At 44.5% G+C, this 24,014-nt stretch carries 18 protein-coding genes; 7 read left to right on the top strand and 11 right to left on the bottom strand.

Annotated features, from left to right (window positions below; all coding sequences use genetic code 11):
- Positions 1–203 precede the first annotated feature (203 nt).
- The gene (locus tag EUBC25_RS11080) at positions 204–1,142 is read left to right on the top strand and encodes a M56 family metallopeptidase (protein ID WP_230105544.1); all 939 of its coding nucleotides are present in this window, start codon (positions 204–206) and stop codon (positions 1,140–1,142) included.
- Positions 1,105–1,344 carry a hypothetical protein gene (locus EUBC25_RS11075; protein ID WP_230105543.1) on the top strand — a complete coding sequence of 80 codons (240 nt, stop codon included), beginning with the start codon at positions 1,105–1,107 and terminating at the stop codon, positions 1,342–1,344. Before EUBC25_RS11080 ends, EUBC25_RS11075 begins: the two co-directional genes overlap by 38 nt.
- A 161-nt stretch (positions 1,345–1,505) precedes the next feature.
- On the opposite strand, the gene leuS is transcribed toward EUBC25_RS11075, so the two are convergent.
- Positions 1,506–3,932 carry a leucine--tRNA ligase gene (gene leuS / locus EUBC25_RS11070; protein WP_230105542.1) on the bottom strand — a complete coding sequence of 809 codons (2,427 nt, stop codon included), beginning with the start codon at positions 3,930–3,932 and terminating at the stop codon, positions 1,506–1,508.
- Between the two features lie 491 nt (positions 3,933–4,423).
- Here leuS and EUBC25_RS11065 point away from each other — a divergent pair, with 491 nt between their 5' ends.
- Together EUBC25_RS11065 and EUBC25_RS11060 are read left to right on the top strand one after the other, a co-directional pair.
- Positions 4,424–5,827 carry an alanine/glycine:cation symporter family protein gene (locus EUBC25_RS11065; protein ID WP_230105541.1) on the top strand — a complete coding sequence of 468 codons (1,404 nt, stop codon included), beginning with the start codon at positions 4,424–4,426 and terminating at the stop codon, positions 5,825–5,827.
- Between the two features lie 82 nt (positions 5,828–5,909).
- Positions 5,910–6,335 (top strand): AAA family ATPase, encoded by a 426-nt coding sequence (locus tag EUBC25_RS11060; RefSeq protein WP_230105540.1) that lies wholly within the window; start codon positions 5,910–5,912, stop codon positions 6,333–6,335.
- 136 nt (positions 6,336–6,471) lie between these two features.
- On the opposite strand, the gene EUBC25_RS11055 is transcribed toward EUBC25_RS11060, so the two are convergent.
- The 6 genes from EUBC25_RS11055 to EUBC25_RS11030 all read right to left on the bottom strand — a co-directional run bounded on the left by EUBC25_RS11055 (position 6,472) and on the right by EUBC25_RS11030 (position 15,794).
- A complete protein-coding gene (locus EUBC25_RS11055; RefSeq protein WP_230105539.1) occupies positions 6,472–8,100 on the bottom strand; it encodes a Na/Pi cotransporter family protein in 1,629 nt (542 codons plus the stop codon).
- Positions 8,101–8,145: 45 nt separating this feature from the next.
- Positions 8,146–9,078: an AEC family transporter gene (locus EUBC25_RS11050; protein WP_230105538.1), complete on the bottom strand. Its 933-nt coding sequence runs from the start codon at positions 9,076–9,078 to the stop codon at positions 8,146–8,148.
- A gap of 31 nt (positions 9,079–9,109) precedes the next feature.
- A complete protein-coding gene (locus tag EUBC25_RS11045; protein WP_230105537.1) occupies positions 9,110–10,705 on the bottom strand; it encodes a CvpA family protein in 1,596 nt (531 codons plus the stop codon).
- A gap of 22 nt (positions 10,706–10,727) precedes the next feature.
- Entirely contained in the window at positions 10,728–12,170 is a 1,443-nt protein-coding gene (locus EUBC25_RS11040; RefSeq protein ID WP_230105536.1) for a TrkH family potassium uptake protein, read from the bottom strand.
- A gap of 13 nt (positions 12,171–12,183) precedes the next feature.
- Complete coding sequence (trkA, locus tag EUBC25_RS11035) at positions 12,184–13,545, bottom strand: Trk system potassium transporter TrkA (protein ID WP_230105535.1); 1,362 nt, start codon at positions 13,543–13,545, stop codon at positions 12,184–12,186.
- Positions 13,546–13,715: 170 nt separating this feature from the next.
- A complete protein-coding gene (locus tag EUBC25_RS11030; RefSeq protein ID WP_230105534.1) occupies positions 13,716–15,794 on the bottom strand; it encodes an elongation factor G in 2,079 nt (692 codons plus the stop codon).
- A 262-nt stretch (positions 15,795–16,056) separates the two neighbouring features.
- Here EUBC25_RS11030 and EUBC25_RS11025 point away from each other — a divergent pair, with 262 nt between their 5' ends.
- Positions 16,057–17,193, top strand: a complete 1,137-nt coding sequence (locus tag EUBC25_RS11025) for a prephenate dehydrogenase (protein ID WP_230105533.1) — start codon at positions 16,057–16,059, stop codon at positions 17,191–17,193.
- The gene (gene aroA / locus EUBC25_RS11020) at positions 17,183–18,550 is read left to right on the top strand and encodes a 3-phosphoshikimate 1-carboxyvinyltransferase (RefSeq protein WP_230105532.1); all 1,368 of its coding nucleotides are present in this window, start codon (positions 17,183–17,185) and stop codon (positions 18,548–18,550) included. The genes EUBC25_RS11025 and aroA overlap by 11 nt, the downstream gene beginning before the upstream one ends.
- A gap of 65 nt (positions 18,551–18,615) precedes the next feature.
- On the opposite strand, the gene EUBC25_RS11015 is transcribed toward aroA, so the two are convergent.
- The 3 genes from EUBC25_RS11015 to EUBC25_RS11005 are packed head-to-tail and all read right to left on the bottom strand — an operon-like array spanning position 18,616 to position 21,744.
- Complete coding sequence (locus EUBC25_RS11015) at positions 18,616–19,788, bottom strand: SpoIIE family protein phosphatase (protein WP_230105531.1); 1,173 nt, start codon at positions 19,786–19,788, stop codon at positions 18,616–18,618.
- 1 nt (position 19,789) lies between these two features.
- Positions 19,790–21,502 (bottom strand): [Fe-Fe] hydrogenase large subunit C-terminal domain-containing protein, encoded by a 1,713-nt coding sequence (locus tag EUBC25_RS11010; protein ID WP_230105530.1) that lies wholly within the window; start codon positions 21,500–21,502, stop codon positions 19,790–19,792.
- Between the two features lie 2 nt (positions 21,503–21,504).
- The gene (locus EUBC25_RS11005) at positions 21,505–21,744 is read right to left on the bottom strand and encodes a (2Fe-2S) ferredoxin domain-containing protein (RefSeq protein ID WP_230105529.1); all 240 of its coding nucleotides are present in this window, start codon (positions 21,742–21,744) and stop codon (positions 21,505–21,507) included.
- Between the two features lie 197 nt (positions 21,745–21,941).
- Here EUBC25_RS11005 and EUBC25_RS11000 point away from each other — a divergent pair, with 197 nt between their 5' ends.
- On the top strand, positions 21,942–23,288 hold the full coding sequence (locus EUBC25_RS11000; protein WP_230105528.1) for a CapA family protein: 1,347 nt from the start codon (positions 21,942–21,944) through the stop codon (positions 23,286–23,288).
- Positions 23,289–23,302: 14 nt separating this feature from the next.
- Here EUBC25_RS11000 and EUBC25_RS10995 read toward each other — a convergent pair whose 3' ends face one another.
- On the bottom strand, positions 23,303–23,950 hold the full coding sequence (locus EUBC25_RS10995) for an HAD family hydrolase (protein WP_230105527.1): 648 nt from the start codon (positions 23,948–23,950) through the stop codon (positions 23,303–23,305).
- Positions 23,951–24,014 lie beyond the last annotated feature (64 nt).

Genomic DNA, 24,014 nt, shown 5'->3' with positions numbered 1-24,014 from the left:
GCTTAGTTTCTTTTGGATCCCTTTTGATATGTTTTTTGTCAATTATTGTTCTGACTATATATATGTATTTAACTTTAAACAGGGCAAAAGGCATTTTGATCTGTTACCTAAAACCTATATTTGTTTTGTCAGCCATTATTATGCTTCGAATGCTGATACCTGTTAATTTTCCATTTACCTATTCCTTTCGCGGAGCAAAAATCATGAATGCTGTAGGGAATATTGTATACATTAAAATAACCGAAACTGTAAATATTTTTGATATAATGCTGGGCATTTGGTTCATAGGAGCAGTCATCCAGATTATTCGTTATATACTAAAAAGAAAAAAAGTATATACCTATATTACCCCCTATATCCTGTCAGCAGAAGAAGTAAAAGAATCTGAATATTATTATTTGTTAAATACATATAAACAAAGCAAAATGCAAGTAGCTTGTGTACCAGAAAATGTTAGTCCTTCTATCTTTGGTATCTTTCATCCAATTATTATTTTTCCACAAAATATTGTTTCTTCAAAGGACTTACATTTTATTTTATCACATGAAATACAACATTATCGTAACTTTGATTTACATTTAAAAGTTATACTTGATTTATTAGTTGCAGTGCATTGGTGGAATCCTTTTGTATATATGCTAAGAAAGAAATATAATAGTGCAATAGAATTTTCAAATGACTATATGGTATCCAGGCAATTAAATGAAACTGAAAAAATAGAATATGCAGAATCACTTCTGAATATTGCAAAGATACCATTTTCAGACAAATCCTTCGACCTTTCATTAGTTGAGAACGCTAATTTTAAAAAAAGAATCTCTCTGCTTGTAGAAAATGCTAATGTTGCTAACAGCAGGAAAATGGTCACCTTGATTTTAAATATTATGTTTATTTCAATAATAATGTTTATTTCTTTGTTTTTTGTTCCAGAGGCAGATTACAGTAAAGAAGCAGAGGAAGTTTTTAAAGAAGCAGGCGCATTCAGTATTACTCCAGATAACGCTTATATAGTAACTGCCATTGATGGTTATAAATTATATATGAATGGAGAATTTATCGGTACAATGACCAGTATACCGGAGGATTTAAAGGAGGTTCCAATTTATGAAGAGAAAACTATTAATCAAAAGTCTGGTGACTAATTTGCTGGTATTAACAATGCTTTTTCCTTGTTATACAGCATATGCGCAACAACCGATTACTAATCCAATCTCAAAAGAAGAATCACAAATAGGAAAGGCAAATAGATATGTGTGGAAGTATAAAGAGATTAACGGAAAGATTTATAAAAGATTATATGACCTTACTGAAAACAGATGGATTGGTGACTGGATCTTAGTATAATCAAATATTATATCAATCTCTCAAATGTGCGTTGTCTTTATAAATAGTTAGCTCCTTTCAAATAAAAAATCAGGAGCTAACAGGGTCACAACCTATAATAAGAGACAGGCCTCCTTTTATGCAAGCATAAGGAGTCCTGCCTCTTCTTTTATCCGCACAGCTTACTTCTGTACAATATTTATAATTCTTCCCGGCACATAGATTTCCTTTACAATGGTTCCGGTCAGTTTATCTTTGACAGCTTCTTTTCCTTTCTCCAGGGCTTCTTCTTTGGAAACCTCTGCTGGAAGCGATACGACTGCTCTTGTTTTTCCATTGATCTGGACAGCGATCTCAATCTCATCGTCCTTCATGGCTTCTTTATCGTAGGACGGCCATCCTGCATGGAATACAGTCTCTTCATGTCCCAGTTCTTCCCACATTTCCTCTGCCATATGAGGCGCAAACGGAGCAAGGAGCACAGCCAGGGTTTCCAATGTTTCTTTGTCTACGCCGCCGGCCTTCTTGGCGATCTCTGTCAGCTTGTTTGTATGTTCCATAAATGCAGAAATAACTGTGTTGAGGCTGAAGCTCTCCAGACGGGTTGTAACATCATAAATCAGTTTATGACGTTCTTTTACCATATCCTTTGACGCCTCGATCTCTTTCTCCTTGCTGTCCTGAAGGAGGTTCCATACTTTCTTCAGGAAACGGTATACTCCGTCGATTCCTCTGTCATCCCACTCGGCATCCAGTTCCGGCGGACCTACAAACAACTCATACATTCTGAGAGAATCGCATCCGTAATCTCTTACCAGATCATCCGGAGATACGACATTTCCTTTGGATTTGCTCATCTTGATACCATTCTTTCCGGTGATCATTCCCTGATTGAACAGCTTTGTAAACGGCTCGTCAAAATCGATCACTCCGATATCACACAGGAATTTTGTGTAAAATCTGGAATAGAGCAGATGGAGCACCGCATGCTCTACTCCGCCGATATACATATCTACCGGAAGCAGCGCATCTGCCTTCTCCCTTGATACAAGCTCCTCGCTGTTGTGATTATCCACATAGCGCAGGAAATACCAGGAAGATCCTGCCCACTGCGGCATGGTATTTGTCTCTCTCTTAGCTGGTTTTCCGCATACCGGACACTTACAGTTTACCCATTCCTCGATACCTGCAAGCGGTGACTCTCCTGTACCTGTAGGCTCATAGGACTCCACATCCGGCAGACGAAGCGGCAGCTCCTCTTCCGGTACCGGCACAGCGCCGCAGTCCGGACAGTGTACGATCGGGATCGGTTCTCCCCAGTAACGCTGACGGGAAAATACCCAGTCACGCAGCTTGTAATTTACCGTAGCTCGTCCGATTCCCTTTTTCTCTATAATATGCGGGCCTTCCTTTTTCAGCACAGAAGATTCCATTCCGTTCCACTCGCCGGAATTGATCATGATTCCTGATGCCTCGGTATACGCCTCTGTCATATTTTCTATTTCTTTGCCGTCTTTGGAAATAACCTGAACGATCGGGATTCCGAATTTGGTAGCAAATTCAAAGTCACGGTCATCATGGGCAGGTACGCACATGATCGCTCCTGTACCATAATCCGCCAGTACATAATCGGACAGCCAGATCGGCGTCTTCTCTCCGTTCAGCGGGTTGATGGCATAACTTCCTGTAAAAACGCCTGTCTTCTCCTTATCCTGCAGACGATCCACGTTTGACTTCATGGATGCCTCATAAATATACTGGTCAACCGCCTCTTTATATTCCGGTGTAGCGAGCTCTGCCGCCAGCTTATGTTCCGGAGCAAGTACCATGAAAGTAGCGCCGTACAGCGTATCCGGTCTTGTGGTGTAGACTGTGATCTTATCGTCCCGTCCTTCTACCGGGAAATCCACTTCCGCTCCGTAGGATTTACCGATCCAGTCAGACTGCATCTTTTTCACTTTCTCCGGCCAGTCAAGCTTGTCCAGATCATTTAAAAGACGCTCTGCATAAGCGGTGATCTTCAGCATCCACTGACGGAGGTTTTTCTTCGTCACTTCCGTACCGCATCTTTCACATTTTCCGTTTACAACCTCTTCATTTGCAAGACCTGTCTTACAGGACGGACACCAGTTGATCGGAAATTCTTTTTCATATGCCAGACCCTCTTTGAACATTTTCACAAAGATCCACTGTGTCCATTTATAAAATTCCGGGTCCGTTGTATTGACTTCCATATCCCAGTCATACAACGCTGCGATCTGGTTGATCTGCTCTTTGATGTGCTTTACGTTTTCTGCAGTAGATTTTGCCGGATGTACTCCCATCTTGATCGCATAGTTTTCTGCCGGAAGTCCGAACGCATCCCATCCCATGGGATGAATAATATAATATCCCTGCAATAATTTGTATCTGCTCCACACATCAGAAATAACATATCCTCTCCAGTGTCCTACGTGGAGGCCATTTCCTGATGGATACGGAAACATATCCAGGCAGTAATATTTCTCGCGCTCTTTGCCAGTCTTATCTACTTTGACGTTAACTGGATTTTTCTCCCAGTTTTCCCGCCATTTTTTCTCAATCGCCTTATGATTATAAGGTACAGCCATTATTCATTCCTCCTAAATCATGCATACGCGTAAATACTCTTCCTTGATAAATGCATATACAGCCAAGAGTATACACTATCTTTTAATTTTACCATACGAGTTTTTCCTGTCAAGTTTTCCCCGGCAATTATCTTTAATAATATGTAAGAAAATGTTACTATTCACAGTCGTTTCAGAGCTGACAGCAGATGAGCTGCGCTTGCACAAAAACATCTGCTGTCAGCTCTGAAACAGGACTGTGAAGCAGTCACCCCACCCACATAAGCAGTCTTAGCCCCGTAAGGAGGCGGAACTGAAGCGCGTAAGCGCGACGAGTGCGCATGTAGGTGGGGTGGCTGTGAATAGTAACAAGAAAATTTCCCGGTTTTGCTGGACAAACCCCGCTTCTTTCTATTATGATATATAAGCATGGCCATTTTAGAGGAAGCGCATATTTCCTGCCAAAATGACCGATTATAGAATCCAACACAACAGGAAAGAGAGGTTTGAACATGTTTGCACAAATCATCAACACTTTGAGCGATCTTTTGTACAGCTACATTCTGATTGTCCTGCTTCTTGGTACAGGGATCTACTTTACTTTCAAGACACGTTTCGTACAATTTCGCATGCTGGGTGAGTCTATCCGCGTCGTAATGGAACCCAAAAATGACGAAAACGGTCTTTCTTCTTTTCAGGCTCTGATGGTATCCACCGCTTCCAGAGTAGGAACGGGAAACATTGCCGGTATTTCTACGGCCATATGCCTTGGCGGCGCCGGAGCTGTCTTCTGGATGTGGGTAACTGCTCTTCTCGGCAGTGCCTCTGCGTTTATTGAGAGTACTCTGGCACAGATCTACAAAAGAAAAGCTCAAGACGGAACCTGCTATGGCGGGCCTGCCTACTATATCCAGGCAGTTCTGAAAAAACGATGGCTGGGGGCCTTGTTTGCTGTCTTTTTGATCATGACCTACATGGTTGGTTTCAATCTTGTAGCATCTTTCAACATCACTGATTCCTTCCGTACTTACAGCTTTTTCAATGAATCCACGACTCCGATGGTAGTTGGAGGTATCCTTGCGGTTATTTTCTGTCTGTGTGTATTTGGCGGAAGTACACAGATTTCCAAAATTACCGGATTCCTTGTTCCTTTTATGGGAATTTTTTATCTTGCTGTAGCGCTGTTTATCGTTGTGACACATTTTAATCTGATCCCTCAGATGTTTGCAGATATTTTCTCCAATGCTTTTGACTTAAAAGCTATCTTTGGAGGCTTTACAGGTTCCTGCATCATGCAGGGTATCAAAAGAGGTCTTTTCTCCAACGAAGCCGGTGTCGGTTCCGCTCCTAACGCCGCTGCAAGCGCATCTGTATCCCACCCTGTAAAACAGGGACTTGTCCAGATGCTTTCCGTATTCATTGACACAATCCTGATCTGCTCCGCAACGGCATTTATGCTTCTTTGCTCCGGGGTAGCTCCCAGTGATGAACTCAAAGGTATGCCCTGGGTACAGGCTGCTGCCGCAGAATCTCTTGGATCCTTCGGTACTGTTTTCATCACGGTAGCCCTGTTCCTTTTTGCCTTTACAACTCTGATCGGAAATTACTTTTATGCAGAAATGGGCCTTGGTTATCTCTGTGATAAAAAACCGGGCAAAAAACTTCTGACCGCTTTCCGTCTGTTTGCAGCAGTTGTAGTATTTGGCGGATCCTTAATGGAATTTAGCGTAGCATGGAGTACAGCAGACGTAATCATGGGCTTTCTGGCACTGATCAACCTGCCTGTCATCATCCTGCTGGGCGGACCTGCCGTACATTGTCTGCAGGATTATATCAAACAGAAAAAAGCCGGCAAAAATCCGGTCTTCAAAGCTGCAGATATTGCCCTGAAAGACAAGACAGACTTCTGGAATTAAGTATTGTTTCTCTCATTAAATTCATGTATAATAAATGTTAAGAAAATACGTATGTCAAATACATAAAAAAGGAGTGTTTCCCATGGTAAATTTATTGACAGGGCCGAAAGGCAGCGGTAAGACACAGCAGATGATCGATCTTGCAAATCAACAGGCAAAGGCATGCAGCGGGAATGTAGTTTTTATCAAAAACAGTCATCGTGATACAAGCAGCGTAGCATTTGATATTCGGGTTGTATGTATGGACGACTATGATGCGATCACAAATATTGATGAATATATCGGTTTCCTGTACGGAATGTACAGTGCTAATCACGATGTAGAGTGTATCTTTATCGATGGAATTTTGAAACGCGACCACATCAAATCAGAGGACATGCCAAAATTCGTAGAACGTCTGGAAAAGATTTCCGCACAATGCGACATTGATTTTTACGTCAGCATCAGCGCCGGAAAGGATGATCTCACAGGAATCAATCTTTCAGAGACCTGTAAGGTATTAAATTAAAAAGTTGGGGAAAACAAAAAGGTTCTGTGCAAATGAAAATGATTGACACAGGACCTTTTTTAGACCGTAAAATAACGTTGGGGACAGAGTATTTGCAAAATACTCTGTCCCCGATCTGTAAAAAGAAGTTTTCCTTCTATGCTATCTCACTATATTTCTGTGCAATATTCAGCGCATGATCTCCGATTCGCTCAAAATCTGTAAGGATTTCGGAATAGATAATACCTGTATCTGCCTGGCAGGTTCCTTTCTGCATGCGGTTTACCTGCTTGTCGCGGTATTCATCCCTCATATCGTCAATCCTCTGCTCATTCTGTGCTGTGCGCTCCAGAATCTTTTCCTTCTCTCCCCGCGTAAATCCTTCCAGTGTATCGATCGTTTTCAGACACATGTCACGCATCGCCCGCACTTCGGAAAGCGCTTCCTCGGAGAAAGTCTGTTTCCACTTTTTCAGATTAGATGCATATCCCGCAATATTCATCGCATGATCGCCAATTCTTTCCAGATTGCCCACTACAGTATAATAGCCGTTGATATTTACCAAATCCTGACTGCCGGCCTCTGTAGACATTACATGGACAATATAACGGGATATCTCCACATTGAGGTAGTCAATGTATTCTTCCCTCTCATCAATCTCTTCCCGCTTCTCAACATCATTGTTTAAGAGGGCATCAAAACTCTCCTCTACATTTTTACGGACCATACCTGTCATACGGTCAACTTCCTTCTCAACCTGTGTCTGTACGATTGCTGCATGTCCCACCTGATAATTGGTCTCAAAGGGAACAATGTATTTGAGACGTTTGACTTCGTCCTTCTCTTTTTCGCTCTCCGGAAGGATTTTCTCTGCCAGCTTCGCCATATAAGTTCCGAATGGCAGAAGAAGCAGCGTTGTAATAATATTAAATGTTGTATGCACATTGGCGATCTGTGCAGCCGGATTACCCGGCGCTGTCTGCGCCATCAGATCAGTAAATGGAGTCACCATCGTAATGATCGTAAAAAGCACAGATCCGAAAATATTGAACATCAAATGGATGATCGTGGTTCTCTTCGCGTTCGTCTTTGTTCCGATAGACGCCAGAACTGCCGTAATACAGGTTCCTATATTCTGTCCAAACAGAATATACACCGCACTGGAAAGAGGCACAAGTCCAGCTGTAGCAAGCGCCTGCAGAATACCTACTGACGCGGAAGAGGACTGGATGATCGCGGTGAAGATCGCACCCATTGCAATTCCTGCAAGCGGATTCTGGAAGGTTGTCATAAAGTTAATGAACACTTCCGAGCTCTGGAGCGGAACCATTGCGGCTCCCATCATATCCATACCGATGAAGAGCACACCGAATCCGGCGACCACTTCACTGATATGTCTTACTTTTTCTTTTTTCACAAACATGATGCACGCTACGCCGACAAATGCGAAAAACGGCGCCAGCGCCCCTACATCAAGAGCGATCAGCTGTCCGGTAATGGTTGTACCGATATTGGCTCCCATAATTACCCATACAGCCTGTCTAAGAGTCATAAGTCCTGAATTTACAAATCCCACGACCATGACCGTAGTCGCTGAAGACGACTGGATAACCGCGGTAATGATGGCACCTGCAATAACACCTTTGATCCGGTTAGAAGTAAGTTTTTCCAGGATCGTCTTCATTTTGTTTCCTGCCGATGTCTCCAGACCGGTACTCATCATCTGCATACCGTACAGGAAAAGTGCAAGTCCCCCTAGCAACTGCAAAACCTCTGTGATTCCCATAATTTTTTCCATCCTTTGTATGATTGTTTTTATTTTTTTTGCCTTTTAGATAAGCTCTTCATAAAAGAGCAGCATCAAAGGCATAGTAACAATACAGAAAATTACAGACATAACATTTATTACACTGGCATACACGGCATCCCTGTCATGTATCTGTGCAAGCTGCGTCACCATGACCGCTGCCGGAGCGCTGGCTGCCAGTATAACGATCATCAGGATATATTCAGCATCCGGATGGAGACTTCGGATTCCGCTGCATGCAAAAATCAGTATAATGATCATCGGGAAAAAGATCAGGCGTAAAAAGCAGATAAAATATGGCCTTTTCTGGCAAAACACCCATTTCAGATCTACATTTCCAATGATCATTCCCACAACCATCATGCTTGCAGGTCCTATCATATCTCCAAATCCACTGATACACTCATTTACGATCACAGGCAGACGTATTTTCGTAAGGAACAAAAACAGTCCTGTAATAATCGCGATGATATTCGCATTCAGTAATATTTTCCTGTAATTCATCTCCAGCCCCTGACAGATCACTGACTGCCCATGGGTCCAGATAAGTATCGTCTGTACGATCATAAATGCAGTTGTGTAAAATACCCACTCTGCTCCAAGTACTGCTCCCACCAGGGGAACGATCAGATTTCCGGAGTTACTGTATTCCACTGAAGCTTTCTCAATCCCATTCAAATGGAACGGTTTCGATAGAAGCTTCCCTCCACCGATCAAAATAATATGCACCAGTACCGAAGCCCCTCCGGCCAGAAGGAGCCCCTTGACCTTATCTGCAGTAAAATCGATCTGAAATGCATCAATGATCACACAAGGAGAACAGATATACACTACCAGATTTGAAATGATCCGGCTTTCATATTCTCTGAATTTTCCGGATTTCACGGCCAGATAGCCTACCAGCCCCATCAAAAAGAGCGCTGCGATCTGCTCCGCCAGCAGTATACTTAATTCCATTGTTCTCTCATCCCATCTTTTCCTCGCCCGTCTAACGGATAGCCGTTACCGTATTGGCAGGAGTATCTTCTTTATACTCCATTGTAATTGTCTGTCCTTCTTCATATCGAATGATGTCGATATGATCCACTACCGATACATCAAAAATCTGGTCTGAACTGTCAAGCATAATATAGTAGTGAGAATTTCCATCCACGACACCTTGAGCAATTTTCGTAATCTTGCCGCTTATGCTCTTTTCCTGCCGGGTATCCTCTTCTTCTTTTGTAATTCCATTTTTCACAAGGAGATTTCTGTAGCTTTCCTCACATTCATTTACACTGTCTCCCACTGCCACGATCTGATATTTCTGAATATTGACAAGGGCATATTTTTTTACCAGTCCGGCATCATCTTTCAGTGCGATAAAATATGTCGGTTCATCTGCCACATTAAGCAGCATCGGAAAAGTGGCCGTGTATTTCAGGTTCTGCACCTGTCCTTCGGCAGACGCCATGGCCGCTGCCTCTGTCGCACCTTCCACTTCATAGTACCTTGTTTCCATTGTCCTCTGGTTCGCCAGAACAAATCCTACATTGGACTGATCGCCATTTACTGAGGTCACGCCGGTATACATCCACACATCATCATCCAGAGCCAGATAATTATATCCTTCTGTAGCCCGCAGACAATCTCTCTGTCCTAAAATACTATTGAAGAATCCATGCTTCAACGTACCGTAATAATTGAACAGTTCCACCAGAAGATCTGCGGAATAGGCACGGTCAATCCACTGTGGCGCATCTTCCACATCATAGGTTGTCGTTTCCCCTGTAATTGCATTACAGAGTACGACCTTTCCTACTGTTTCTCCTCCAAATAATCCAATATTAAATTTTTTCACCGGAGCGATCCAATATGGAACTCCTTCATCATCAATTTCAAAGCTCAGTTCCCCGTAAATATAGGTCGGATGAGCAAACCGCAAATGACGGTATATATTCCTGTTAAAGTATTCGCTTGTGGAATATTTGATACCTTCCTCCAATTTAACCAGCTCTGTATTTTGATTCGTCATATCGATCATGATATAGGCCGGTATTCCTTCCGACTGATTTGTCAGCCACTTAATGGGACTTGCATATTTCAGAGGAGATACTCTCACCGGTCTGTCCTGGTAGTTGATCTGACTGTAGATATTATCTGCCTCAAACTGTGATACCATGTCCACCATGCTTCCCATTTTTCTGTCGCCGAGAATTTCAGCGGAATCCTTATCAAGAAGCGGTATTTTGTCAAAAGAAACTTCTTCGATGTCTTTGGTAAATTCACGTTCCTCTACCTTTAAAAGACTTTGATATTTTTTCGCATTAATAATAGGTGAGGACAGGAGCGTCCCTGCCAGATAAACCACTCCGATAATCAGGATCAAAATCCCGAAAATTTTCATGACTCTGGACTGCTTCAGTTCTGTTCTTCCCAACCGTTTTCTTACTGCATAGGCAACTGCAAGTACAGCAAGAAGGAACAGCACAAAAAACCAGACGTCCGACGAGTGGATATTAATTGCCGGGAGCGCTACATAATAGTAGATTCCTGCAAGGATCAGGACAATCATCCCCAGCAATACTTTTCTGCTTGTTTTCATAATTCCTCCTTTTTATGGAGTCTTAAAATTTTTTTCTCCATACATAAGAGAATAACATTAAAAACGGGAAGATTTCAAGCCTTCCGGCCAACATATCTAAACAAAACACAAATTTTGCCAGAAGTGAATAGTCTGCAAAACTTCCCACCGGCCCTGTCATACCAAGGCCGGGGCCGACATTACCCAGCGCTGTGATCACCGAACCGACTGTCGTTTCAAAATCAAAATTATCCAGTGAAACAATCAAAACTGATACGATCGCAAGGGTAATATAGGCAAGCAGATATACATAGACATTTCTTATTGTATCCTCGCCCAGCTTCTTTTTATTCAGCTTTACTACATTTACTGATTTCGGGTGCAGCATCTGTTTGATTTCTTTATAAATACTTTTCAGGGAGATCAAAAGTCTTGATACTTTGATTCCGCCTCCTGTGGAAGACGCACAGGCTCCAATGATCATCAGTGCTACAAGCACACACCTGGAAAACTCCGGCCACAGCATATAATCTGCTGTAGCGTATCCGGTAGTGGTAATGATCGATGCTACCTGAAATGCCGAATAGCGGAATGCTTCGGCCACAGACCCGTATATCGGATAAATATTGATCATTATCATTACGACCGCACCTGATATGATGAGCAGATACGCCCTTAATTCTTCATTTTTAAATACCAGTTTAAATTCACGGACCGCCAGGAAAAAGTACAGGTTAAAGTTTATCCCGAACAGAATCATAAATACACTGATCACTCCATCCAGATAGGCGCTGTCGAAATGCCCCACACTGTCTGCATAATTGGAAAATCCGCCTGTCCCCGCTGTCCCAAATGCATGGATCAGAGAATCAAAAAGATTCATTCCTCCCAAAAGCAGAAGAACAACCTGGATCGCCGTCAAAATAAAATACATTCCGTAAAGAATCTGCGCTGTTGTCCGTGATTTTGGAACCAGTTTATCTTTCTCTGGCCCTGGTACTTCCGCGCGCATCAGATGAATGGAGCTTTGCTTGTCCAGGTTCGTCAGCACCATAACAAAAACGAGCACACCCATTCCGCCTACCCAGTGTGTCAGACTTCTCCAGAAAGTCATACACTGCGGAAGCACTTCCACGTTCTTCAGAATCGTAGATCCTGTCGTGGTAAATCCGGATACGGTTTCAAAAAATGCATCCATATAATTCGGGATCGATCCGGAAAGGAAAAACGGAAGTGCTCCAAAAAGCGACCACAAGATCCAGGCTGATGAAACGATCAGCAGACCGTCTTTTCCGTAAAGCATCGTATTTTCCGGTTTCTTCCTTCCTGTCAGCAGGAAAATAACTGCCAGCACCGCGGCCGTAATAACAAAATAAACCGCACATTTTTCCTGATAGATCAATCCTACAAGCGCCGGGATCAGAAGGAGAAGCCCTTCCACTCCCATCATTTTACCGAGAATATGTAAAATCATCTTCCTGTTCATTTTTTGTTTCCCTCTATTTCTCCAGCATATCCTTCAGGTCATTGACTCCCCGCTCTGTTGTTACGATTACAACGCTGTCACCGACTTCGATATGATCTTCTCCGTTGGGAATCCGGATTTTTCCCTTTCTCCCGATGCAGGCAATAAGATAGTTTTTCTTTGTCTTCAGATCTTTTAGAGGGATGTTGGTGTATTCACATTCCTTCCGGATAATAAATTCCAATGCTTCAACTTTACCGTTTACCAGTCGGTACAGAGCTTCCACGTTGGCACTTTTTAAGGATTTACGCCTTGCCCTCACATAGCTTAGAATCACATCGGCAGTTGCACTCTTTGCCGACACAATACTGTCAATCCCCAGTCCTTCCACCATCTGTGCCCTGGAATCCTCATTAACCTTAGCAACGATCTTCGGCACATTTTTTGTTTTCGCAAACAGCGCCATGATAATATTTTCTTCATCCATTCCTGTCAGAGCCACAAGGGCATCAGCATGCTCAATCCCCTCTTCGATCAAAAGGTCGTGATTTGTAGCATCTCCATGGATGATCGTTGCGTCCGGCAGCATTTCACAGAGCTTTTCACATTTATTATAATCCTTCTCGATGATCTTTACATTCATTCTGTCTGATCCGAGCTGGCTTGCCAGATAATAGCTTACGCTGCCGCCTCCGCAGATCAGCACATTTTTTACTTTTCCGCTTCTCTTTCCCAGGGCATTGAAAAATGACTCCAGCTCCTTATGGGTAGCAGCCATATGGATCTTATCCCCTTCTCTTAACACTGTTTCTCCATCCGGAATAAATACATCATTTCCACGCTTTACTGCACATACCAGTATCTTGATCTGATATCTCCGGTAAATCTCTGCCAATGAAAGATCTTTCAGGCGGCTCTCAGCACGAATGGGAAATTCCACCAGCTCCACCCGGCCTTTTACAAAAGTTTCCACCTTGCTGGTATCCGGAAAAAGAAGTACTCTTGCAATCTCATGGGAAACTGCAAGTTCCGGATTTACAGCCATACTAAGATGCAGATCTTCTTTGAGCAGCCCGATCTGTTTATAATAGATGGGATTCCTTACTCTGGCAATCGTATGCTTTGCCCCCAAACGCTTGGCAAGGAGACAGCTTAACATATTCAACTCGTCTGTAGATGCACAGGCAATGACCAGATCGGCATGCGGAACGTCCGCTTCCTTCTGAACTTCAGCGTTTGCGCCGTCTCCTGTAATACAGAATATATCCATGCGATTCAGCGCTTCCTTCAGTCTTCCTTCATTCTGGTCGATCAACACGATATCATAATCCTCTTCGGAAAGCTGGGCAGTCAGTTTATGTCCTACCTTTCCATCTCCAATGATAACTATCTTCACCGTTTTTCCCTCTTTTTTATGTAGTTTTTCTATAGGTTTTTTCTTGCCCTGATATTATGGCAAGTGGATTATAGCACTTTTAGTATTATACTGCAATAGAAAAAAGAGACATTCCAGGAAAGGAATTTCCTCCCTGAAATATCTCTTAAATCACTTTGTTTTAGGTTATCTTATGCCTCTTCTGCAGCTCTCTTTGCAATCTCTGCTTCCTGTACATCAGACGGGGCCTGCTCATAGCGGGCAAATTCATACTCATACGTACCGCGTCCGCCTGTCATGGAACGAAGATTTGTACAATATCCGAACAGACCTGTCATCGGCACATCTGCTTCAACTACCTGATAACCGCCGCTTACCGGGTTCATACCAAGCACACGGCCTCTTCTCTTATTCAGATCACCCATAATATCTCCGGTATACTCATCCGGGACTGTGACCTTCACAGAAGCGATCGGCTCAAGCAGAACGGGGCCTGCCTCCATGAAACCTTTCTTAAATGCCTGGATCGTTGCTGTCTTGAACGCCATTTCTGAAGAATCTACAGGATGGTAAGATCCGTCATAGAGAACTGCCTTCACGCCTACAACAGGATATCCTGCCAGAGGTCCTTTCAGGACAGATTCCTGCAGTCCCTTCTCTACTGCCGGGAAATAGTTCTTCGGAACAGCGCCTCCAACTACTTCTTCTTCAAATACATAAGGAGTCTCCAGATCGCCGGACGGCTCAAAACGCATTTTAACATGTCCATACTGTCCGTGTCCTCCGGACTGTTTCTTATACTTTGTATCAACATCGGATTTTTTACGGATAGTTTCCCGGAAAGCAACCTTCGGCGTCTCCAGAGTGATCTCGCATTTATACCTTGCAAGGAGCTTGCTTGCAACTACCTCCAGGTGCTGATCTCCCATACCATAGATCAGGCTCTGGCGGTTTTCGCTGTCATTGACTGCGCGAAGCGTAACATCCTCTGCCATCATTTTCTGCAGCGCCTGTGATACTTTGTCCTCGTCGCCTTTATTTTTCACTACATACTTCATATATGTATATGGTTTGGAATAATCTGTCTTTCCGTATACGATCTGACTGGATTTCGCGGACAGTGTATCCCCGGTCTTTGTGCTGGAAAGCTTTGCGATGGCGCCGATGTCTCCGGCAAACATCTCGCTTACCTCAACCGGCTTGTTTCCGCACATTGTATAGATTTTTCCAAGTTTTTCCTCTGTCTCTGAAGTAGTATTGTAGAGAACATCATCTCCCTTCAGAACGCCGGAGCATACTTTAACGAAGGAATATTTACCGATAAACGGATCCACCATTGTTTTAAATACATACGCGCTCTTTGCTGCGGAAAAATTGTAGTCTGCTTCAAAGATCTCATTTGTTGTTTTGTTGAGTCCCGCACATTTTCTGCAGTCCGGGCTTGGGAAGAAACGAACAATATCAGAAAGGAGGTTGGCAACTCCCTGTGCCTGAATATTGGATCCCATTGCCACCGGAACAATATCGCCGTCCATAACCTCAGTACGCATTGCCGCCCTGATTTCTTCTATTGAAAATTCTTCTCCGGCAAAATACCGTTCCATAAATTCTTCACTTGTCTCTGCTACTGCTTCAAGAAGCTTTTCCCTGTAGATTTCCAGGTTTGGTTTACAGTAATCCGGAATCTCGCACTCTTCTCTCTGGCCGATGCCTGTATAACGTCTTCCTGCATTCTTGATAACATTTACATAGCCTACTAACTTTTCATTTTCGCGGATCGGCTGAAAATGAGGCGCGATCACCTTTCCATACCGGTCTGTCAGCTGCTGTACCACTTCACGGAAGCTGGCATCATCCACATCCATCTCTGTCACATAAACCATGCGGGGCAGATTGTATTTATCGCAGAGTGCCCAGGCCTTCTCCGTTCCTACCTCTACACCTGCTTTTCCGGAAACAACAATAACTGCGGCGTCAGCTGCACTGACCGCTTCCTCCACTTCTCCGACAAAGTCGAAATATCCCGGCGTATCCAGAATATTGATCTTTGCTTTTTCCCACTCGATGGGTACCAGTGTTGTGCTGATAGAAAATCCCCGCTTCTGTTCCTCTTTATCAAAATCACTGATCGTATTGCCGTCGGCTACCTTTCCCATACGGCTGGTGGCTCCCGATACGTAAGCCATTGCCTCAACAAGGCTTGTCTTTCCGCATCCTCCGTGTCCCAAAAGAACCACGTTCCTGATTTCGTCCGTTCTGTAAACCTTCATATGGCTGCCTCCTTGTTTTGTAAAATCTCATGGGTATATTGTACTAAAAAAAAACTGTTTTTACAACTATTTCATGCACATTTTACAAAATACTGCCTGGTATTAATATACAATTCTGTCTTGAGGAAATTTTTTTCCATTCAGTCAGATTTAAATATCACCTGGTCTTTGACAAGCCCCGGCGGACATAGTAAAATTTAACTAATTGTGATGAAAAATCATTTCATCTGACTACAGCTATCAGAGAGGACTTTAGCAATTTATGAATGAATTTACACACTCCTTTTTATCGTCTGCTGAGGTAAGACGCAAAAAAATCGGTTTTATCGGACTTGGGCTGATCGGCGGCTCCATTGCCCGGGCAATCCGGCAGTATTATCCGGAATATACCATTACCGCATTTGACAAAAACAAAGAAACGCTGGCACTTGCTACCCAGGAGTCTGTGATCGACGTTGCCGCCGTTCATATTGACGACAGTTTCCGGGGATGCGACTATATTTTCTTATGCGCCCCTGTTTCCTATAATAATGCTTATCTTAAGCAGGTTGCCTGTTATCTGAAAGAGGGATGCATTCTGACGGATGTAGGCAGCGTGAAGACAAGCATCCATCAGGAAATTAAAAAACTGAAATTGGGGAAGTATTTCATTGGCGGACATCCTATGGCCGGCTCTGAAAAAAGCGGATATACCAATTCCAAGGCAATGTTGATCGAAAATGCCTACTATATCCTGACTCCTGCCCAGGAAGTCCCTGAAGAGAAGATTTCAGAATTTCAGAATTTTATTGAAAGCCTGAAAGCGCTGCCGGTTGTGCTGGACTATCATCTCCATGATCAGATCACAGCCGCTATCAGCCACCTTCCCCACATTATCGCCTCCACCCTTGTCTGCCTGGTAAAAGATGCAGATACGCCGGATGAGCTGATGAAACAGCTGGCAGCCGGAGGTTTTAAAGATATCACGCGGATTGCCTCCTCCTCGCCTACCATGTGGCAGCATATCTGTCTGAAAAACAAAGAGAATATCTCTCATATTCTGGAACAGTATATTTCTGTACTGGAAGAGGCAAAAGCATCGGTAGACGAAGGGAATGAACAGGCCCTTTACCATCTTTTCGACAGTTCAAGGAATTATAGAAATTCGATTCCCGGCGGATCATCAGGACCCATCAAAAAAGTATTTGCCGTTTACTGTGATATCATTGACGAAGCCGGAGGGATTGCAACAATTGCCACCATTCTTGCTTCCAATAACATCAACCTGAAAAACATCGGCATCATTCACAACCGCGAATTTGAAGAAGGGGTTCTGCGCATAGAATTTTACGATGACGCTTCCTCAAGAAAGGCTTCGGAACTTCTGCAGAAATACAGGTATATTGTTTATGAACGGTAAGTTTAATCCTACTCACAACCAGTTGATCTCTCCCGCAATGCACCCGCTGTCCGGAACTATCCGCATTCCCGGCGATAAATCTATTTCTCACCGCGCCGTTATGCTGGGCGCCATTGCAAAGGGAACCACAAGGATACAGGGATTTCTGTCCGGAGCGGACTGCCTGTCTACAATAGAATGTTTTCAGAAAATGGGGATACGTATAGAATATGCAGACTCTTCCAGCGTACGTTCCGACAATTCTTTTTCACCGGAACTTCTTGTACATGGCCAGGGGCTCCATGGATTGAAGCAGCCGGACGGCCCTTTGTATACGGGAAACAGCGGAACAACTACCCGGCTGATCTCCGGTATTCTGGCAGGACAGGATTTCAGCTGCATTTTGACAGGGGACGACTCTCTGAACCGGCGGCCGATGAATCGGATCATCGAGCCTCTGTCCCAGATGGGCGCTTCTATTAAAAGCATTTCCGGAAATGGCTGTGCGCCCCTTGGCATCTCCCCCGGAAAGCTTCATGGGATCCGGTATAACTCCAAAGTTGCATCTGCCCAGGTAAAATCTGCCGTCCTTCTGGCCGGGCTGTATGCAGACTCCCCCACAGAGGTGACAGAGCCCGCGCTTTCCCGAAATCATACGGAATCCATGCTGTCCGGCTTTGGTGCCGACGTTTCCTCGCATCAAAATGAGAATGGTTCCTGGTGCGCCTCCATCCAGCCCTGCCGGGAACTTTTTGCCCAGGATATCCGGGTACCCGGAGACATTTCCTCAGCAGCCTATTTCATTGCTGCTGCCCTTCTGATCCCCGGCTCCCGGCTTCTTATCAAAAACACCGGGATCAATCCCACCCGGGCCGGCATCCTGAAAATATGCAGGGAAATGGGCGCTGACATCACCTGCATCAATCAGCATGTTTCTGCCGGTGAGCCTACCGCTGATCTGCTGGTAAACTACTCTCCTCTTCACGGCACAGCCATTGGCGGATCTGATATCCCTACTCTCATTGACGAGCTGCCGGTTATCGCTGTTCTTGCAGCATACGCCAAAGGTACCACTGTCATCTCCGATGCCGCTGAACTGAAAGTCAAAGAAAGCAACCGGATCGACAGCATCACCCGCGGACTTCAGGCTATGGGCGCTGATGTCATTCCCACTGATGACGGCATGATCATCCACGGCGGAAAAGCATTGAAGGGCGCCGCAATCGACAGCTTCCTTGATCACCGGATTGCCATGGCATTTACAGTGGCGGCCCTTGCAGCGGAAGGGGAGACCATTATACAAAACGCCCAGTGCGTGGACGTTTCCTATCCGGGATTTTATGATGAAATATGCAGTTTGGGACGTAACACTTTTTAAAAGTGTTACGTCCCAAACTGCATAATACCATGGGTAAAACTGCGAAATACCCCGTCCTTTTTTGCTTAATAATACTTCACTGTCACACTTTTCCCCAAATGTTCCGCACATTCTTTCAGCTGTTCCACAAGATTCATCCGAACACTCAGATCAAAAGGAAGATTAGAGCTTTGATGTGCCGGATTCAAAGATTTCCCCACAAAGAGGTGAAGATCCGTACATTCTTCGATTAAAAGCTTGGCCAGCTTTGCCGCTCCGCTTTTTCCGTCCAGTTCATCGAAAAATTCTTCATCAAAATCATCCTGCTCATATCTTTTCAAAAGTCCCAATGCTTTACCAATGGTAAGAACCCCTTCCGTCACCAGATCCAGACCTTCGATCGTCGCTGTAGGCGGAACGCTCGGATCTGCATAATCCAGTGATGTAATGATCTCCTTTTTCAGGACTCTGGCAGCAATATTGGCACTTGTACCTCCGCAGACAACTTTTTTCCCTTCGTTTTTCATAAAATCATGAATCACCTGTTCATCGTCCTCTTTATTGGTTGGAGGACCGGTAAAAATATTCACAATTCTCCGTTCGATCACACGAGTCACTGCTACTGTCGTATCATCTCCCGGCTTCTCGCCATACAGCTCAAAGCAGGCCTGCGACAGCATTGCGGCAAGCCGGGATGCGGATAATGTCTCTTTCGTGCATTTCAGTGTATATTCAGCCATGCTTTCCCATGTCCATCCGAAATTCAAAAGCTCGCCGACTCCCGCATAGATCACGCCGTCGCTCATCAGCACAAAGCAGTCGTTTAACTGTACCTGAAACCGATATTCCCTGATCTTCTTGTCCTCGATCATCCGTTCCTCATATGGATAATCCACGATTTTTTTATCCCGGATAAAAACGCAGGAAGGATTGTCAAATTCTACCAGATACGCACTTCCATCATGGAAAATCTGCAGAATACTGAAGGTGGCATAGGCAACTTCTCTCACTTTACAGACCGGCAGCGTACTCGCGATGGTCTCCACACAGGAATCAATGGCCGCTCCATTCAGAAGCATGGTGCCGAGGATTTTAGACGTTAAAGTTGCCAGAATATTGGCTTTTACTCCGCTTCCCATGCCATCTGCCAGGATCACAATATCTGAATCCTTTGTTTTCAGGATCTCAACCTTATCTCCACACAGCTCCTCATGGTGTTTATTCAGACTCTTCCACGCTATATCAACACGAACGCTCATATCATTCTTCCTCTTCAAATAAAATGGAATCCCTAAGCTTTGACAGCGTTACCTTTGTCTCTGCCGTTGTTTCTCCAAGAAGCCCTGCAATCTCCTGCGCAACCATCATCTGTTTGTCAATGACTTTCTGCGCCATCTCCACTGTCTCCATCTTCAAATGGTAATGCTGTTCCCTTGCCTTTTCTTCTTTTGTCACATCCTGGTAAGTCACAAGAACGGATTCCAGATGGTCAATATAAATAATGCTCTCTACTACCATCATTTCCGACGCATCCAGGCTGACTTTCTTTCGTATGATCTGTTCCTTTGTATCCAATACCTGAACGATATCCTCCGGCTCAATAAATTCAAAAATATACCGCTCCAGCGCCTCTTCTCTGGATACCCCCAGCATCTTCTGGGCTTTTTTATTACATTCCCGGATCCGAAGCTCTTTATCAATGATCAGTATCATACTGGGCGTCACATCCATAACAATATTGGACATAGACTCTGCCTGTGCAACTGCATGGGGCAGACACATGCCGATCTCTGCTTTTTTCTGAAAAACTGCTTTCGCCTTTGCACGACAGCTTGGATAACCGCATGCCCCGCAGTTCAGCTCATCTTCTTTGGTGTATTTTCCCATAGCGTGCAGCACTTCTTCCATCTGCTCTTCTGTCGGCTCCATATCTGTCACACGGCGGTCCATAAATATTTTCTCCATGTCCACGCCGCTGCCGTCGATCTCACTTGCTTCCTCCCGGTAAACCGCCTGATCCTCTACGTCCATCTTTGCCCGGACCACAGACCGCTGCCATTTATCGGATGCAGGCCCTTTTATGCACCCTCCTTCACAGACATTCACCTCAAAAAAGCAGTTTTCAATCTCATTCTTTTTCAATTCATCAAAAAGTTCCATACATGCAGTAAGTCCGTCTACAGAAACTTTATAGTAATTATCCTCCACGGAACTTGCCCGAATGGATTTGATAATACCCCCTCCTACAGGATACAGCTGATTTACTTTCGGACTCGGGTTGCCAAGAGGCTCGCTTGGACACTCTTTCAGGTTGATTCCTTCCCTTTCCCACCACTTTACAATTTCTTCAAAGGTAAGAATAGCGTCAATAGCCCCGCTTACTCTTTCATCACCTTCCGCTTCCTCTTTTTTGGCAATACAGGGACCCAGAAATACGACTTTCACATCATCCCCGTAAATCTGCCGGATCAGGCGTCCATGGGCGATCATAGGCGATACCACCGGCGCCATCAAAGGAACAAGCTCAGGGTAATATTTCTCGATCAGATCGTTTACACTGGGACAGCATGTTGTGATAATGTTGGTCATCTTTCCCTCTTTTAAGAGCCGGCGATATTCTTTTGTTACCAGGGCCGCTCCTTCCGCCGTTTCTCTCACTTCATAAAACCCAAGCTTTTTCAGGGCCGATACAACCTGTCCCGGCTTGTCATAGTCCAGCACTCCCAGATAGGAAGGCGCAATAGAAATGATAACCTTCATATTCTGCCGAAGATAGCCTACAACCCGGTCCATATCACTTGCAAATTTCTTCGCATTCTGGGGACAGACTTCCAGACAATGCCCGCAGTTGATACAGTGGTCTTTCATAATATGAGCCTGGGCATTCTGCACGGAGATTGCCTTTACCTCGCAGTGACGTACACATTTATAGCAATGTCTGCAGCTTGCATCCTTAAAATCTATAACCCGCATTCTCACTCCTCCTTTCCTATGATCTTAAAAAAGAACTCATCCACCTCTTCCGGCCCGATATGGTAAATCTCATCATCCACTTTCACACTGACTTTCCTGGAGCACTTTCCCATGCAAAAAGATCCTCCCAGTTCAATCTGTTCATCCATTCCCTGTTCTTTTACCAGTTCCTGTATCCTTTTTACTACAGTCTCTGATCCCCGCAAATGACAGGAACTTCCAATACAAATTTTAATCTTCATTCTGTATCCCCCTTTATTTTTCGGGCTTTTATCATAGTATATCATCCGCTTTCTCCCCCTGCAACGGAAACAGCAATATACGCCACAATAATAGTGTCTGATACCGCTTGCTTTTTGTCCTGCTCAGATTTACAATAAAATCAGTTTACAAAAACACATTGGTTGTACTTATGTAACATACAAAAGAGGTGGGGAACATGTCGGAATTGAAACGTCACAGAAAAAAACAAAAAAGGAGAAAGTCCAGACATCTGCTGGCCGGAAGCTCGGCATTCTATGCCGGTGTTTTCTCCTGTATTGCTGCAGCCATTGTTGTTTCAGCCCTTCTGTCTGTCTATTTTCCGACTGCAGCAAAACCGGAAAAGGAAAAGCCCAAGGCAGTGGAAGTATCCGCCGAGCCTTCCACTTCCAAAAAACCGGCTTCTATCACTTATACAGCCGCCGGAGACATTATTCTCCACAAACCGTTTCTGGAATCTCCCGTTTATCTGGATTCCCAGGACGGGACCTATGATTACACATCCATTTTCACCTACTGCAAAGATCTCCTGTCAGAGGCTGACTATACCTCTGTCACCTTTGAAGGTTCTCTTGTAGATGGAAGTAACGGCTACAGCGGATACCCCATGTTTCAGGGTCCTGACGCCCTGGCCGACGCTCTGGCAGCAAGCGGGATCGACATGGTAAATCTTGCCAGCAATCATGTATATGATGCAGCAGAAGAAGGTTTTCTGCGTACATTGGATGTAATAAAGCAGAAAAATCTTATCCCCTGCGGTGTCCGGTCTTCCGAAGAGGAAAACAGATATACTATTCAGGATATCGGCGGGATCAAAGTCGGCATCATCAGTTATGTATATGAGACAACCGAAGCGGGCGGGACTCCATCCATTAACGGCATTCCCTTGTCCGACAGCGCTTCCGCTCTGATCAATTCTTTCGATTACAATGATCTGGGCAGTTTCTATACAGAACTTCAGGATTCTTTGGAGGCAATGGAAAAAGACGGAGCTGAATATACTATCGCTTATATGCATTGGGGCACTGAGTACCAGACACAGCAGTCCCAGCAACAGGAGGAGATCGCACAGAAATTATGTGATCTGGGGATTGACGTTCTGATCGGCAGTCATCCTCATGTCATTCAGCCGGTAGATCTTCTCACAAGCACGAACGGAGAACACCAGATGGTATGCGCCTATGCCATCGGCAACTTTCTTTCCAATCAGCAAAAAGAATATATGCAGGCGGAAATGCCCACAGGCGAGACAGAGGATGGATATGTTCTCAGTCTTTCTATCGACAGAGATAAAAAAGGCAATATTTCTCTGACTGACGCTGTTTTCACTCCTACCTGGGTCTATCGCTTTGATGATGTGGGAGCACAGTTTTATATCCTTCCTGTCAACGATCCGGCTGCCCTGGAAACTTCAACCGGCATTTCCGGCATTTCAGCGGAAGCCCAGGAGTCTGCCAGCCGCACCGGGGCTATCATTAACGAAGGAGTGGAAAAAGTAAGAGCGGCTCTTCCCATCAGAAGTTAAATCTGATGGGATTTTTATACGCTGCCGTAAATATCTTCCACTGTTTCCGCAAGGTAATCCGCCCCGGCCATCTCCAGTTCTTCCCTGCTTCCGTATCCGTACAGCACGCCCATACTGTCAAGGCCGTTTTCTTTCGCCCCCTGGATATCATGCTTCCGGTCACCGATCATGAGTGCTTTTCTTTTATCTGTAATACTGCACTGCTCCAGGGCATAGGCGATCACATCTCCCTTTTTCACACGATTTTCATCCATAGTAGCCCCGGCAACAAACGTAAAATAGCTGTCCAGGTGAAAGTATTCCAGAATCCGGCCTGCAAAAAATTCCGGTTTTGAGGTGGCCAGCACCAGCGTTTTGCCGTCTTCCTTCATTCTCTTCAACACATCTTCTATTCCCGGATAAAGCTTATTCTCAAATATTCCTTTTTTGCTGTAATATTCCCGGTAAAACCTGATCCCTTTTTTCGCCTCGTCCGCCGAAAATCCATAAAACTCCCGGAAGGAATCTGCAAGCGGAGGTCCGATAAAACGGTAAAGTTTTCTTCTGTCTGTCTCATGGATTCCGAATTTTTGCAGTGCATACATAACAGAATTGGTAATTCCTTCTCCCGGGTCTGTCACCGTTCCGTCCAGATCAAACAAAAAATACTGATAGTCCTTCATGTTTCCTCCTGAAATTTTCTCCCAATCGAGTAGGAGGAATTTCTCATAGTTGAGAAATTCCTCC

The organism is Claveliimonas bilis, from assembly GCF_020892095.1.
Taxonomy (GTDB): Bacteria; Bacillota; Clostridia; order Lachnospirales; family Lachnospiraceae; genus Claveliimonas; species Claveliimonas bilis.
Note: the sequence above shows the minus strand (reverse complement) of the source record. Positions and strands in the feature narration are given on the sequence as shown.

What these genes read in the sequence shown, in the direction of transcription:
- EUBC25_RS11080 (WP_230105544.1), top strand. Translation starts at nt 204, where the DNA reads ATGAATGCTGTAGGGAATATTGTATACATTAAAATAACCGAAACTGTA.
- EUBC25_RS11075 (WP_230105543.1), top strand. Translation starts at nt 1,105, where the DNA reads ATGAAGAGAAAACTATTAATCAAAAGTCTGGTGACTAATTTGCTGGTA.
- leuS (WP_230105542.1), bottom strand. Translation starts at nt 3,932, where the DNA reads ATGGCTGTACCTTATAATCATAAGGCGATTGAGAAAAAATGGCGGGAA.
- EUBC25_RS11065 (WP_230105541.1), top strand. Translation starts at nt 4,424, where the DNA reads ATGTTTGCACAAATCATCAACACTTTGAGCGATCTTTTGTACAGCTAC.
- EUBC25_RS11060 (WP_230105540.1), top strand. Translation starts at nt 5,910, where the DNA reads ATGGTAAATTTATTGACAGGGCCGAAAGGCAGCGGTAAGACACAGCAG.
- EUBC25_RS11055 (WP_230105539.1), bottom strand. Translation starts at nt 8,100, where the DNA reads ATGGGAATCACAGAGGTTTTGCAGTTGCTAGGGGGACTTGCACTTTTC.
- EUBC25_RS11050 (WP_230105538.1), bottom strand. Translation starts at nt 9,078, where the DNA reads ATGGAATTAAGTATACTGCTGGCGGAGCAGATCGCAGCGCTCTTTTTG.
- EUBC25_RS11045 (WP_230105537.1), bottom strand. Translation starts at nt 10,705, where the DNA reads ATGAAAACAAGCAGAAAAGTATTGCTGGGGATGATTGTCCTGATCCTT.
- EUBC25_RS11040 (WP_230105536.1), bottom strand. Translation starts at nt 12,170, where the DNA reads ATGAACAGGAAGATGATTTTACATATTCTCGGTAAAATGATGGGAGTG.
- EUBC25_RS11030 (WP_230105534.1), bottom strand. Translation starts at nt 15,794, where the DNA reads ATGAAGGTTTACAGAACGGACGAAATCAGGAACGTGGTTCTTTTGGGA.
- EUBC25_RS11025 (WP_230105533.1), top strand. Translation starts at nt 16,057, where the DNA reads ATGAATGAATTTACACACTCCTTTTTATCGTCTGCTGAGGTAAGACGC.
- aroA (WP_230105532.1), top strand. Translation starts at nt 17,183, where the DNA reads ATGAACGGTAAGTTTAATCCTACTCACAACCAGTTGATCTCTCCCGCA.
- EUBC25_RS11015 (WP_230105531.1), bottom strand. Translation starts at nt 19,788, where the DNA reads ATGAGCGTTCGTGTTGATATAGCGTGGAAGAGTCTGAATAAACACCAT.
- EUBC25_RS11010 (WP_230105530.1), bottom strand. Translation starts at nt 21,502, where the DNA reads ATGCGGGTTATAGATTTTAAGGATGCAAGCTGCAGACATTGCTATAAA.
- EUBC25_RS11005 (WP_230105529.1), bottom strand. Translation starts at nt 21,744, where the DNA reads ATGAAGATTAAAATTTGTATTGGAAGTTCCTGTCATTTGCGGGGATCA.
- EUBC25_RS11000 (WP_230105528.1), top strand. Translation starts at nt 21,942, where the DNA reads ATGTCGGAATTGAAACGTCACAGAAAAAAACAAAAAAGGAGAAAGTCC.
- EUBC25_RS10995 (WP_230105527.1), bottom strand. Translation starts at nt 23,950, where the DNA reads ATGAAGGACTATCAGTATTTTTTGTTTGATCTGGACGGAACGGTGACA.